The sequence below is a fragment of the Larkinella punicea genome (assembly GCF_003334855.1).
Classification (GTDB): domain Bacteria; phylum Bacteroidota; class Bacteroidia; order Cytophagales; family Spirosomataceae; genus Larkinella; species Larkinella punicea.
In genome coordinates this window covers 238,858-252,422 of record NZ_QOWE01000004.1, presented here as the reverse complement: position 1 = coordinate 252,422, position 13,565 = coordinate 238,858, and the positions used below count along the sequence as shown (strand labels likewise).

The 13,565-nt window shown below is 52.5% G+C and carries 9 protein-coding genes and 1 CRISPR repeat array (1 of these 10 running past the window's edge); of the genes, 7 read left to right on the top strand and 2 right to left on the bottom strand.

All coding sequences use genetic code 11. From position 1 onward, the window contains the following. The first annotated feature begins 445 nt into the window (after positions 1-445). The 3 genes from DUE52_RS06300 to DUE52_RS06290 are packed head-to-tail and all read left to right on the top strand — an operon-like array spanning position 446 to position 3,391. Positions 446-1,294, top strand: a complete 849-nt coding sequence (locus DUE52_RS06300) for a sugar phosphate isomerase/epimerase family protein (RefSeq protein ID WP_229312084.1) — start codon at positions 446-448, stop codon at positions 1,292-1,294. A 6-nt stretch (positions 1,295-1,300) separates the two neighbouring features. Next, the gene (locus DUE52_RS06295) at positions 1,301-2,518 is read left to right on the top strand and encodes a Tm-1-like ATP-binding domain-containing protein (RefSeq protein ID WP_114405124.1); all 1,218 of its coding nucleotides are present in this window, start codon (positions 1,301-1,303) and stop codon (positions 2,516-2,518) included. Positions 2,519-2,533: 15 nt separating this feature from the next. After that, entirely contained in the window at positions 2,534-3,391 is an 858-nt protein-coding gene (locus DUE52_RS06290) for a phosphoenolpyruvate hydrolase family protein (RefSeq protein WP_114405123.1), read from the top strand. A 316-nt stretch (positions 3,392-3,707) separates the two neighbouring features. Here DUE52_RS06290 and DUE52_RS32330 read toward each other — a convergent pair whose 3' ends face one another. Together DUE52_RS32330 and DUE52_RS06285 are read right to left on the bottom strand one after the other, a co-directional pair. Next, positions 3,708-3,848: a golvesin C-terminal-like domain-containing protein gene (locus DUE52_RS32330; RefSeq protein WP_165840874.1), complete on the bottom strand. Its 141-nt coding sequence runs from the start codon at positions 3,846-3,848 to the stop codon at positions 3,708-3,710. Then, on the bottom strand, positions 3,845-4,291 hold the full coding sequence (locus DUE52_RS06285; RefSeq protein ID WP_229312083.1) for a winged helix-turn-helix transcriptional regulator: 447 nt from the start codon (positions 4,289-4,291) through the stop codon (positions 3,845-3,847). Before DUE52_RS06285 ends, DUE52_RS32330 begins: the two co-directional genes overlap by 4 nt. A gap of 128 nt (positions 4,292-4,419) precedes the next feature. Here DUE52_RS06285 and DUE52_RS06280 point away from each other — a divergent pair, with 128 nt between their 5' ends. The 4 genes from DUE52_RS06280 (at position 4,420) to DUE52_RS06260 (ending at position 8,911) form a co-directional block, all read left to right on the top strand. After that, the gene (locus DUE52_RS06280; RefSeq protein WP_114405122.1) at positions 4,420-5,208 is read left to right on the top strand and encodes an SDR family oxidoreductase; all 789 of its coding nucleotides are present in this window, start codon (positions 4,420-4,422) and stop codon (positions 5,206-5,208) included. 63 nt (positions 5,209-5,271) lie between these two features. Continuing rightward, on the top strand, positions 5,272-5,595 hold the full coding sequence (locus tag DUE52_RS06275) for a nuclear transport factor 2 family protein (RefSeq protein ID WP_114405121.1): 324 nt from the start codon (positions 5,272-5,274) through the stop codon (positions 5,593-5,595). Between the two features lie 91 nt (positions 5,596-5,686). Beyond that, a complete protein-coding gene (locus tag DUE52_RS06270) occupies positions 5,687-6,619 on the top strand; it encodes a hypothetical protein (RefSeq protein WP_229312082.1) in 933 nt (310 codons plus the stop codon). Between the two features lie 186 nt (positions 6,620-6,805). Further along, complete coding sequence (locus tag DUE52_RS06260; protein ID WP_114405119.1) at positions 6,806-8,911, top strand: outer membrane protein assembly factor BamB family protein; 2,106 nt, start codon at positions 6,806-6,808, stop codon at positions 8,909-8,911. A 151-nt stretch (positions 8,912-9,062) separates the two neighbouring features. Further along, positions 9,063-13,565: a CRISPR direct-repeat array (repeat unit 37 nt; unit sequence GTTTCAATCCTTCTTCAACTGGATGGTACTCAGTAAG); it runs 4,227 nt beyond the window's last position.

The window sequence follows — 13,565 nt, the reverse complement described above, 5'->3', positions numbered from 1 at the left end:
AACTAGGAGATGATGCCCATGCCTAACAGTTGTTTAAGTGCCAGCGGCACGTAATGTTAATAGCAAATGGGTATTGTAACGTGAATGATGGATACGTTGAGTTCTGTTACGATGCCGTTAGGCATCTGATGTTTGTAGTAGGGATTTCGTATCCTTCCAGTCGCCTGCCGTAGGTAGGTAACGGTTGCCTACCTACGGCAGGCGACTGGAAATCAGGCTGTTGTTCTATAAACATTCCGTCTCTACGAGAAGACTTTACCCATCATTCACGTTACAATACCCATTTGCTATTAACATCGGACCCCTCCGGGGTCAATAATCTCACAGTTTGCGTTAATTCAATTCTAAGTAATCTGAAAAGTTGGGCGAAGGCGTTGCTTTTGCCCGACTTTTTGCTTGTTCGGTCCGGCTGCCGGACGGTTTTCAATACCTATTTCCCGACAACATGATTCAATTTGGCGTTAGTACTTTCGTCTGGGTTTCCCCGTTCACGACCTCCTCGTTCGACCTGCTCTATAAAGTGGCCGATATGGGCTACGATATTATTGAAGTGGCCGTTGAGGATAAAGACCTGATCGACTGGGTCCGGCTCAAACAACTGGCCCGCGAAACGGGTCTGAAAATTACCCTGAGCGGGGCATTTGGCCCAAACCGCGACATCTCCAGCGACGATGCCGCCATTCGCAAAAATGGCCTTACCTACATCGCAGACTGCCTGCGCCTGGCTGAAACGATGGAAAGTCCGATTTTCACGGGGCCGGTTTATTCCGCCGTGGGGAAAACCCGCCTGGTTTCGGCCGAACGCAAACAAGCGGAAAGGGCCTGGTGCCTCGAAAACCTGCACGAAGCCGCCGAGGTCGCCCGGACGTGTGGCGTTATCCTTGGGCTGGAGCCGTTGAACCGCTTCGAGACCGACATGGTGAACACCGCTGAACAGGCGCTGTCGCTGGTGCGCGAACTGGGTCACCCGTTTCTCAAAATCTCGCTCGATACCTTTCACAATAACATTGAGGAAAAAAGCATTCCGGCTGCCATCCGGGCCGTCGGGAAAGACCTGCTGTGCCATGTGCAGGGCAACGAAAGTGACCGTGGCACCCCCGGCACCGGCAATGTGGACTGGCCCGGCATCAAAACCGCTTTAACGGACATTGGCTATGAGGGTGCCGTCGTCATCGAAACCTTCGGTGCGCCTTCCGCCGAACTCGCCAAAGCTGCGTCCATCTGGCGACCCCTGGCCGCCAGTCCCGATGAATTAGCCCGCGAAGGGTTAGATTTCTACAAATCGCTCTTTTAGGGATGTATGCAACCATCTATCGTCGTTATTGGGTGTTTTGACACGAAAGGCCCGGCCTTTGCATTTCTGCGGAATTGCATTCTGGCGCGGGGTGAATCCGTCATTACTGTCAACTCCGGCGTCATGGAAACCGCCGTCGATTTCCCGATTGATTACGATTCAGAAGCCGTTGCCGAAGCCGCAAACCAATCATTGGCGGATCTGCGAACGAGCCGGGACCGGGGTCGGGCCATCGAGGTCATGGGGCTGGGAGCGGCCACCATCGTGGAGCGGCTGGTGAAAGCGGGATGGGTGAAGGGAGCCATTGGTATGGGTGGTGGTGGCGGCACATTCGTGTCTCTCTCGGCCATGCAGCCCATTCCGTTCGGCGTCCCCAAACTCTGCCTGTCGACCATGGCCGCCAAGGATTTGACCCGGCAAGTTGGTACGAAAGACATCACGCTGATGGCATCGGTCGTCGACGTGGCCGGTCTGAATGGCATGTTATCCCCGCTCATCGAACAGGCCGCAGCGGCCATTTGTGCAATGGGGGCGGTGGTTCCGGCCCGACGCCACAAACCGGTGGGGCGCATTGCCATCAGCATGTTTGGGAACACCACAGACTGCGTGAATTACTGTACCGAACGGCTGGAAAAACAAGGGTATGAAGTGGTCGCTTTTCACGCCAACGGCACCGGGGGGCGCACCATGGAAAGTCTGATCGAGGAAGGCCATTTCGATGCCGTTCTGGACGTAACGACCACCGAACTGGCCGATGAATTATGTGGAGGAGTGTGCAGCGCCGGGCCAGACCGTCTTACGGCGGCTGCCCGGATGAACCTGCCCCAGGTGGTGGCACCGGGCTGCCTGGATATGGTTAATTTCAGCCAGCCGGACACGGTTCCGGCGCATTACCGGCACCGCCAACTGTATAGTTGGGCTCCGAATGTAACGCTGTTGCGAACCGATGCCGCCGAAAACGAGCAACTGGGCCGGTTGCTGGCCCGGAAAGTGAATCAGTCGAAGGCGGGCGTCACGGTGGTTTTGCCGCTGAACGGCATTTCGCAGATCGACGCGCCCGGACACGTTTTTTATCAACCCGAGGTAAACCGTGTCCTGTTTTCGGCGATCAAAACGAATGTATCCGAAGCGGTGCGATTAATCGAGTCGCCCGCGCACATCAACGACCCGGCGTTTGCCGACGTGCTGGTCGCCCATTTACTGGAATTAGTACAACCAAAATAAACCAAGATATATCGTATGCCGAACCAATGGACGGGAAAAGGAAACCCCTATACGAGAGCTGAAGTCAGAGCGCGTTTGCAGGCTACGCTGGACAGCCAGAAAGCCATTATTGCTGCGGGTGCCGGAACGGGTATCAGTGCCAAATTCATCGAGAAAGGGGGTGCCGATCTGATTATCATTTACAATTCCGGGCGGTTTCGCATGGCGGGGCACGGTTCTACGGCCGGTTTGATGGCCTACGGCGATGCCAACGCCGTGGCTATGGAAATCGGTGAGTTTGAAGTTCTGCCCGTCGTTGAAGAAATTCCGGTGATTTGCGGGGTACACGGCTCCGACCCCCGCCGGCGGATGTGGCACCACCTGCTGAAAGTGAAGGACATGGGCTTTTCCGGCATCAACAATTTTCCGACCCACTGTATTGTCGACGGCCACTTCCGGCGGGTGCTGGAAGAAACCGGGATGGGGTTTCAGAAAGAAGTCGAGATGGTGCGGCTGGCGAGCAAAATGGAGTTGTTTTCCATCGTCTATGTTGCCACCCCCGACGATGCCCGGCATATGGCCGAAGCGGGTGCCGATGCGATCATTGCCCACGTCGGCACCACCGTTGGCGGCTCCATTGGGGTGACGGATGCCAGTTGTTCCATGGACGAAGCCGTGGAGCGGACGCAACAAATCATCGATGCCGCAAAAGAAGTCCGTTCCGACATTTTTTTCCTGGCGCATGGCGGCCCCATCAATACCCCGGACGATGTTCGTCTGGTGTTGGAGCGGACGAATGTGCAGGGTTTTGTGGGCGCTTCGTCGCTGGAGCGGATGGGCGTGGAAGAATCCCTGACGGAACTGACCCGAAAATTCAAGTCGCTCGCCCGCTGATGACCGGGGCGTTGCTGGCTTTCCGGCAAGCCATCCGAATGAACAGAATGTCTGTTAAAAAGCTGTCAGAACGCGCGAAAGGAGCATGGCAGAATTGTATTCCGGATAATCTGAGGTGTACCCTGGAAAATACCGGGAGGTTTGTCTGGCAGTGAGAACGTTGTTGGAAGTGGAAAATGGTAGGAGCCCGCAGATTGCGGGCTTTTTTTTGGGTTTTGAGAGAGGGTTTGGGGTACTCGTAGGGACAAGTGAAAACCTTTGATTTTTAGGTATTTATTGGCAAGTGAATAAGTTTACTTTCATCTCTTATCTTTCATCAGGTATACCCCGGCAAACCGCAAATCGACCCTTTGTAGCCTTTCTCAAACCGGAATTTCCCCAGAGGCATCCACTGTCCGCCCTTGGCCTGCTGGTTAACCGTTAGGGGCTGTTTTCCATCGGCATGATGGATCGTCACGACCATCTGCCTGTTGTTGCTCTATCTGGATTGTCTGTAAATTGGCCGTCCTGTTCAACGATCTTTTCCCCATTTGTAGGACCCGTGTTGGGGATTTCTTTCAGAATGAGCGTCCGCAAACGCTGGTCATGCGCATCACCCCACTGCCCGATTGCGCCGATGACCGGGATCAGGGATTGACCAAAATCGGTCAGATAATATTCCACTTTGGGGGGGACAACCGGATAAATCACCCTTCCCACCAGCTCGTGGCTTTCCAGTTCCTTCAACTGCACATTCAGCACGCGCCGGGACGCCCCCGGAATTTTTCGCTGCAACTCGCTGGGGCGTTTAAATCCTTCGTTGATAAACCACAGAAGCCGCATCTTCCATTTCCCGTAAAGTACTTCGCCGATCAGGTCGAGCCCGCAGTTCAGGTCGGGCAATGTCTTTCTTTCGTACATCCTGCAAAGATAATCATAGGCATTGGGCCGTTCAATAGGGATAAATTTATCCCTATCTGAATCGTAAGTCCGTACTTGTCAGCCCGTGTCCTACGCCCGAAATTTGCCCTAAACAAATCAGCAGGTCAATGGACTTTACTTTTGAAAATGAACTGGCGGGCAAAATTGCGCTGGTAACCGGCGGCAGCAAAGGCACCGGTAAAGCGATTGCCGATCGCCTGATGAAAGCGGGTGCAACGGTGATCATTACGGCAAGAAACAAACCGGACATTGAAAACAACGGCACCTTTTTTATCGCGGCAGATCTAAGCAAAACCGCAGGAACGCAGAAAGTCGTTGACGCAGTACGGGATCAATTCGGCCACCTGGACATCCTCGTTAATAACATGGGTGGTTCTGAAACACCGGGTGGCGGTTTTTCGGTGCTTTCTGATCAGGATTGGGAGTCGTCTATTCAGACCAATTTCCTGGCGCCCGTGCGACTGGACCGCGGATTTTTGCCCGGCATGATCAAGCGCGGTGAAGGGGTAATCATCCACATCGCGTCCATCCAGGCGAAGTTGCCCCTGTATGACTCCACGCTTCCTTATGCAGCGGCAAAAGCAGCCCTGGTGAATTACAGCAAAAGCCTTTCCAATGAAGTTTCACCGAAAGGCGTGCGTGTGCTCACCGTATCGCCAGGCTGGATTATGACCACGGCATCCAGCCGGATGATGGAGCGGATCGCCGGGAGTTCGGGCATCACCACTGAACAGGCGGCCGCTGGGGTCATGGAAGCACTGGGCGGCATCCCCTTCGGCAGGCCGGCCTGGCCCGGGGAAGTTGCCGAGCTGGTTGGCTTCCTGGTTTCGCCCAGGGCAACCTACCTCACCGGCACCGACTATGTGATTGACGGCGGTACCATACCCACGGTATAGGCGGGCATTTATCAAAGCGCTATTGAAACAAAACCAGTTTAATCAACACAAACCTTAAATTTTATGAAACTTCCCGGCACTATTGAAAGCCTTATCAAGGCACAAAACGATTTGGACAGCACGGCATTTGCTGCGCACTTCACCGAAGGAGCCACCGTTTCCGATGAGGGATCGTCTTATGCGGGCCGAACCGAAATCAGGCAGTGGATACAGCAGGCAACGCAGAAGTATCAAATGCAGTTACAACCGCTCGATTACAATCAAACCGGCACCGTGGCCGATCTCACCGTAGAAGTTACGGGCAATTTTGATGGAAGTCCTGCCGTGATGCACTATCACCTTGACCTTGCTGGTTCATTCATCCGCTCGTTGAGGATTACGGGATAAGCGTTCAAACCATACATTCGCCGGACTTGCTGCGAGAAAACGCATACTTTTGTGACGGAACCTCCTGCGAAACCTTAAAAGTATCCTACAAATGATGATCGAAAAACCGGGATTGAGATGGGTAATGCCGGCATTGGTCATGCTGTTTTTCTCCGCATTTACCAAAGCGCAAAAGTTGGACGTCACCTACAGGAATGACCCGTCTCAGCGGATACGGATTGCACCCGAAAGCGTTTTCAAGATGTTTCGCGAGGCCGGCATGAAGCCCGTCGATCATGCCCTGACGCCCGCCCAAAAAGACAAGGTGAAAAATGCATTTGGCCTGTTGCCACCCCTGCATCAGCAGATTTTGAAACAGCATCTGCACAGCATCAGCTTTATGGATAACATGCCGAACACGGCATTGACATCCCCGGTTGATTCCGCTGGCGTGCCAAAGCTGTTCAACATTACTTTTCGGGCAGGACTGTTGGACGAGACCATTTCAGAATGGGCATCGTGGAAAGAAAAGACGTGCTTCAAACCGGCAGATGATGCTGACTACAAGGTACGTGTCGAAGGCGGTAATCTGGATGCCATCATTTACGTGCTGCTGCACGAGGCTACCCACATCGTCGATGCCGTCACAGAGATTACCCCGCACGCGGCCGAAAAGCAGTCCGTTGTTGAACCGACCGTGTTCACCAAAGGGATTTGGCGCACAATGAACGTGCCCGTCGATCCCTACATCGATTCGCTGCTGGAACAAACCCGTTTCCGAAGCGGCAAAGCCGTGCCGATCAGCCTGGCACCGGAAGTCTACCGAAAGCTCGCGCAGACGCCGTATGTCTCGTTGTATGCCATGGCGGCCTGGTCTGAGGACATCGCTGAACTGGCAACCATCTATCACCTCACCACCAGGTTGCATCAGCCCTTTTATGTGGTCGTCACCAAAGACGGCGTTGAGCTGGCCCGATTCGAGCCCATGAAGAATGTGCTTGTTAAACAGCGGTTGGACCAGCTAACGCGATTCTACAAAAAATGATCTTACATTCTTGTTTGCGACAGTAGCCGCAAGCCGCTTGCGGCTACTGTCGCAAACTTGCCTTGTTCGGCCCATTGGGTCTCGTGGAAAAACACAGAGTTTTGGTGATCCTGAACCACATAAGCCGGAAGGTTACCGCAACTTTCGGTCCTTTTGTGTTTATTTGTTCTTCCTTGAACCCTGCCCATGAAACGTTTCACCTACCCCGCCTTACTCCTGATGGCTGGTCTGCTCAGCCTGACCGAAAAAACCACCACCACCGACTGGCCCGAATACAATGGCGGGCCCGATCGCAATCATTTTTCGCCCCTCACGCAGCTACATCCCGGCAACGTCGGGGGCTTGAAGGTCGCCTGGGAATATGCGTCGGGTGGAGTCGATACGCTCAAAAACAACACCCAGATTCAGTGCAATCCGCTCATCGTCGGCGGGGTGCTGTACGGTGTTTCGGCGGGGTCGCAGGCCTTTGCGCTCGATGCGGCCACGGGCAGGGAGATTTGGAAAACCGCCTTCACCGACGATACTTTCGCCATGAATAGCCGGGGAGTGACCTACTGGACCGATGGGCGACAGGCCCGGATTTTCTTCGCCTACGGCTCGTTGCTCTACGCCCTCGACGCCCGAACGGGAAAGCCGGTACCCAGTTTTGGGAAAGGCGGAAAAATCAGCTTGAAAGAAGGTCTCACCCGCCCCGGTGCCGACGAGTATGTGGTGAGTAACACGCCGGGTGTGGTGTATAAAAATCTGCTCATCATGGGACACCGGGTGTCGGAGATCGCCCCGGCCCTGCCCGGCGACGTGCGCGCCTACGACCTGCACACGGGGCGGCTCGTCTGGACGTTCCACACCATTCCACACCCCGGCGAGTACGGGGCCGACACCTGGCCGAAAGACGGCCATCTCAACTTCGGTGGTGCCAACAACTGGATGGGCATGGCCATCGACCGCCAGCGCGGCATCGTCTACGTGCCCACGGGGACGGCGGCCTTCGATTTATACGGCAGTACCCGGCCCGGCCAGAACCTGTTCGGTAACAGCCTTATTGCCCTCGACGCGGCCACGGGCAAGCGACGCTGGCATTTTCAGACGATCCACCACGACATCTGGGACCGTGATATTCCGGCTCCCCCCAATCTGTTCACCGTCGTTCATGACGGCAAAAAGGTGGATGCGGTTTCGGTTTTATCCAAACAAGGTTTTCTGTTTGTCTTCGACCGGGTCACGGGAAAACCGCTGTTTCCGATTGAAGAACGACCCATGCCTGCTTCTACCGTTCCGGGGGAAAAAGCCTGGCCCACCCAGCCGATTCCCCTCAAACCCGCCCCCTTTACCCGGCAATCGTTTTCGGAAAGCGATATTAATGACTTTGTAACCGACCGCGACACGGTGCTGGCCCAGCTCCGGCGCTGGCAATCGGGGAAGGAGTTCATTCCCCTGCCCCTGAGTCCCAACCGGACCGTGTTTTTTCCCGGCACCGACGGTGGCGCACAGTGGGGCGGGGCCGCGGTGGACGAAGCGGGCATTATGTACGTTCCCGCCAAGCAAATTCCGGTCACCATGGCGCTGGTTCCAACCAAAACCGGTTCGGTGTCAGCCGGAACCGTTAACCGCACCGGTAGCCAACTCTACCAAACCCACTGTGCCGCCTGCCACGGCCCAAACCGCGAAGGCAGTCACGACGGTACCTATCCGGCCCTGGCTACTATTGCCCAAAAACGCAACGAGACCTCCGTGGCCGAGGTTCTGGCCAAAGGCCAGGGCATGATGCCGGCCTTCACCCACCTGAAGGAAGTTGAGCGCAGGGCCATCGTGGATTTTCTGTTTGGTAAAACCACGTCCGTTGCCAGCAACGCGGGCCTGAACACCGCGCCCTACCACCACACCGGGTTTACCCGCTGGTATGACCGGGCCGGGTATCCCGTGAGCCGCCCACCCTGGGGCACGCTGACGGCGATCGACCTGAATACGGGCGAACACCGCTGGCAAGTGCCGCTTGGTGAATACCCCGAACTGGTGGCGAAGGGCATTCCCCCGACGGGCACCGACAACTACGGCGCCCCGGCGGTTACGGCGGGCGGTTTGCTCTTCATTGCTTCTTCCCGCGACGAACTGATTCGGGCTTTCGACCGAAAAACGGGCCGTGAACGCTGGCGCGCCAAACTGCCCGCTGCCGGGTATGCCTCGCCGAGTACCTACGCCGTCAATGGCAAGCAATACGTGGTGATTGCCTGCGGGGGTGGCAAACTCAAAACAAAATCGGGGGATCGGTACGTGGCGTTTGCGTTGCCGTAAACAACGACGTCGTCAGTCAGCGATTGTCTGGCGATTCGTGGGAAACAGGAACCGGTTGGATCGCAGCGAATGGCGGCACCTTCTAAACTACGGTATGGTGTTCCCCAAAAACCGTCCAATTAATCGGGAGCACCATACACCATCGTCAGCGGTTTCAATCCTTCTTCAACTGGATGGTACTCCGTAAGTAGGGTCGTTTTACCGACTCCGCCCTTTTGGTGCGCGTTTCAATCCTTCTTCAACTGGATGGTACTCAGTAAGTGTTAGTCAGCGCCCTATTATTAACGGTGTATGCTCGTTTCAATCCTTCTTCAACTGGATGGTACTCAGTAAGCAGGCCATTGCCGGGGGGGTTACGGAAATACAGCACGTTTCAATCCTTCTTCAACTGGATGGTACTCAGTAAGGACGCTGGCGGTCGTGGCGATTGTCAAGCACTGGGAGTTTCAATCCTTCTTCAACTGGATGGTACTCAGTAAGTTCCAGTTGCTGCTGTCCGGGTTCAGCCGTAAACGGGTTTCAATCCTTCTTCAACTGGATGGTACTCAGTAAGATCATCCGCGATTTTAAGTTTTCTTCCGTGAATACGTTTCAATCCTTCTTCAACTGGATGGTACTCAGTAAGTCGTCAGGGCCGAAATACCAGTCACCGTCAGTAAGAGTTTCAATCCTTCTTCAACTGGATGGTACTCAGTAAGATTGGCTACTACATGCAATTAAAAGATTCACTTTTGGTTTCAATCCTTCTTCAACTGGATGGTACTCAGTAAGCCAGCGTACGATGCCGTGGCCACCCCTGGAACTTTTGTTTCAATCCTTCTTCAACTGGATGGTACTCAGTAAGTGGCCGACACCATACGCAACCCAGGAACGAAAGTAGTTTCAATCCTTCTTCAACTGGATGGTACTCAGTAAGAGACGTCGGCTTGCTGTTGACCAGTACACTTTGATTGTTTCAATCCTTCTTCAACTGGATGGTACTCAGTAAGTCACGATTTTACCCTTCCCGTCAGTGAGGTGTTTGGGTTTCAATCCTTCTTCAACTGGATGGTACTCAGTAAGACTAGTTCCGCTTTGGTGGCCTGGTCCCAGGCTTTAAGTTTCAATCCTTCTTCAACTGGATGGTACTCAGTAAGCGTTTCACGGTGTAGCTGGCGATGGGCGATACGGTGTTTCAATCCTTCTTCAACTGGATGGTACTCAGTAAGTGAGAAAGTCACTGGTGTTTTCAATCGTCAGCGTGGGTTTCAATCCTTCTTCAACTGGATGGTACTCAGTAAGGTTACTGCGTTACCGCCGACGGTTCCAGAACCTTTGGTTTCAATCCTTCTTCAACTGGATGGTACTCAGTAAGGAATTTTCCAGAAATAGCAACCGATTGCGGTAGATGTTTCAATCCTTCTTCAACTGGATGGTACTCAGTAAGCCTTTTTGTCGCTTGCTGGCTGGGTCGCGCTCCAGCTGTTTCAATCCTTCTTCAACTGGATGGTACTCAGTAAGTGCCGCCGTTTTTCGTTTCAAAAAACCGGCAAGGGGTTTCAATCCTTCTTCAACTGGATGGTACTCAGTAAGTTCAAATATGTTCAGGCCGTCGCCTTCACCCTGGACGTTTCAATCCTTCTTCAACTGGATGGTACTCAGTAAGTTCGACACCCAATCCAGCGGGCAGCTACTCAGAATAAGTTTCAATCCTTCTTCAACTGGATGGTACTCAGTAAGGCACGGCCAGGGTGACGATGGAGGACGGCCCGGAAAGTTTCAATCCTTCTTCAACTGGATGGTACTCAGTAAGGGCGGGATTGTCGCCGGGATTGGGTCGCCGATGATGTTTCAATCCTTCTTCAACTGGATGGTACTCAGTAAGGGGATGGGAAACGCCGTTCGTGATCGATGAATCGAAGTTTCAATCCTTCTTCAACTGGATGGTACTCAGTAAGCCGGAAAGTTGAGATCGACGGCATCGTGTTCGACAGGTTTCAATCCTTCTTCAACTGGATGGTACTCAGTAAGCGGAGCAAAGCCTGATCGACCGGTATTTTGGGGGGCGTTTCAATCCTTCTTCAACTGGATGGTACTCAGTAAGTTGAAGCCGGGCGTATTATTGCGTGGCCGGTCGGGTGTTTCAATCCTTCTTCAACTGGATGGTACTCAGTAAGATCCGTTTTTCTGGTATGTGCTGATGTACTTCATCTGTTTCAATCCTTCTTCAACTGGATGGTACTCAGTAAGATTTATGAGCTACCTTAACGTCTGGTCAGACATTCGGTTTCAATCCTTCTTCAACTGGATGGTACTCAGTAAGTTGTGCTGGCGTCTTTCTCCCGAATGGCGGCTTCAAGTTTCAATCCTTCTTCAACTGGATGGTACTCAGTAAGAGGTGGCGGGGGCGTCGAGTTCTAAGGCTTGCATCGTTTCAATCCTTCTTCAACTGGATGGTACTCAGTAAGTCATTTGGGGCGGTATACTATTGATGTCCTATTCGGGTTTCAATCCTTCTTCAACTGGATGGTACTCAGTAAGCCGGTCCGCCAGCCTTGCCTAAGGTGACGTTTCCGGGTTTCAATCCTTCTTCAACTGGATGGTACTCAGTAAGTTTGTGCTGGCGTCTTTCTCCCGAATGGCGGACTCAAGTTTCAATCCTTCTTCAACTGGATGGTACTCAGTAAGGTGAGGTTGTTGTCGATCCTCATCGGCAATGCGGAGGTTTCAATCCTTCTTCAACTGGATGGTACTCAGTAAGGGGTTGTTGTATCGACTTACGACCGGAAACGTGTCGGTTTCAATCCTTCTTCAACTGGATGGTACTCAGTAAGCGTTCAGGAGCACAAGGAAGTGATTATAGGTCACTTGTTTCAATCCTTCTTCAACTGGATGGTACTCAGTAAGGTGCTTGGTTCATGTTTCTTTCAATCGTTTACATGGTGTTTCAATCCTTCTTCAACTGGATGGTACTCAGTAAGGTCACCATCATAATCCCCCAGTTCAAGAGTTTGGGCGGTTTCAATCCTTCTTCAACTGGATGGTACTCAGTAAGCGGGAAGGACTGAGTATTGGTAAGATTCTTCCTTTTGTTTCAATCCTTCTTCAACTGGATGGTACTCAGTAAGTCAGCAATGCTGAAGCCCTGCGACGACGGCCGGACCGTTTCAATCCTTCTTCAACTGGATGGTACTCAGTAAGCGGTTCGCTTGGGGTGGTGATTGTTAAGCGATGATGGTTTCAATCCTTCTTCAACTGGATGGTACTCAGTAAGTGGGTCAACCAGCGGTTGTGGACACTTGACACCCGGTTTCAATCCTTCTTCAACTGGATGGTACTCAGTAAGTCGTTGTACATATCTTTCTCTTCCTGTTTCCAGAAAGTTTCAATCCTTCTTCAACTGGATGGTACTCAGTAAGTATGCTATTGGCGACGATGGCGTTACCCGTGAGTGTGTTTCAATCCTTCTTCAACTGGATGGTACTCAGTAAGTGGTGCGGGTCGTTGACACTGACGCACCATGACAGGCGTTTCAATCCTTCTTCAACTGGATGGTACTCAGTAAGTGCCGCCAAAAAAGAGTTGCAGAGCGCCGTATGGTTGTTTCAATCCTTCTTCAACTGGATGGTACTCAGTAAGACTCGCTTCAAACGCTTCCATTTTGAAGTACTGCAGTTTCAATCCTTCTTCAACTGGATGGTACTCAGTAAGCCCTGACCGGAAATATGCCGGGCAATGCGGTAAGAGGTTTCAATCCTTCTTCAACTGGATGGTACTCAGTAAGTCAGCGACTTACCCGACTCGGTATTTACCTTCCCCGGTTTCAATCCTTCTTCAACTGGATGGTACTCAGTAAGGGGGTGGTGTTCATGGCTTCTGTGTGAACCGGGCCAGTTTCAATCCTTCTTCAACTGGATGGTACTCAGTAAGCCGCGCCCGTTCCAAGTCTCGCTCCTTGAACAGCCAGTTTCAATCCTTCTTCAACTGGATGGTACTCAGTAAGTTATTCTTTCGATCATGACGTTGTGGATGGTTAATGTTTCAATCCTTCTTCAACTGGATGGTACTCAGTAAGCTGGACATTTCAATTACTCCATTCCAACCAGTTCAAGTTTCAATCCTTCTTCAACTGGATGGTACTCAGTAAGTTCGGAGTGGGCCGTGATGGGTACGCATTGTCTGACGTTTCAATCCTTCTTCAACTGGATGGTACTCAGTAAGATAACGCCGAGGGGCGGAATCTGACTGAGGACGAGTGTTTCAATCCTTCTTCAACTGGATGGTACTCAGTAAGTTTATTCACATTTTTTAACCCCACGTTTTATGATCAAGTTTCAATCCTTCTTCAACTGGATGGTACTCAGTAAGATAAGCCCTCGGTACGGGAAAACCGAGCTTGCAGGTTTCAATCCTTCTTCAACTGGATGGTACTCAGTAAGTTAGCTTCCCAGTCAATCCAATAATCGTCCAGATGAGTTTCAATCCTTCTTCAACTGGATGGTACTCAGTAAGGAACTTCCGCCAGCGGTTCCGCTTCGCAATGCCGGAGTTTCAATCCTTCTTCAACTGGATGGTACTCAGTAAGATTTTGCCACTGCACCTACTTCGCCTAGTTTCAGGCCAAGTTTCAATCCTTCTTCAACTGGATGGTACTCAGTAAGAATTGAAGACATTC

Coding starts and splice junctions, on each gene's coding strand:
- DUE52_RS06300 (WP_229312084.1), top strand. CDS start 446: ATGATTCAATTTGGCGTTAGTACTTTCGTCTGGGTTTCCCCGTTCACG.
- DUE52_RS06260 (WP_114405119.1), top strand. CDS start 6,806: ATGAAACGTTTCACCTACCCCGCCTTACTCCTGATGGCTGGTCTGCTC.
- DUE52_RS06290 (WP_114405123.1), top strand. CDS start 2,534: ATGCCGAACCAATGGACGGGAAAAGGAAACCCCTATACGAGAGCTGAA.
- DUE52_RS06295 (WP_114405124.1), top strand. CDS start 1,301: ATGCAACCATCTATCGTCGTTATTGGGTGTTTTGACACGAAAGGCCCG.
- DUE52_RS06270 (WP_229312082.1), top strand. CDS start 5,687: ATGATGATCGAAAAACCGGGATTGAGATGGGTAATGCCGGCATTGGTC.
- DUE52_RS06285 (WP_229312083.1), bottom strand. CDS start 4,291: ATGTACGAAAGAAAGACATTGCCCGACCTGAACTGCGGGCTCGACCTG.
- DUE52_RS06275 (WP_114405121.1), top strand. CDS start 5,272: ATGAAACTTCCCGGCACTATTGAAAGCCTTATCAAGGCACAAAACGAT.
- DUE52_RS06280 (WP_114405122.1), top strand. CDS start 4,420: ATGGACTTTACTTTTGAAAATGAACTGGCGGGCAAAATTGCGCTGGTA.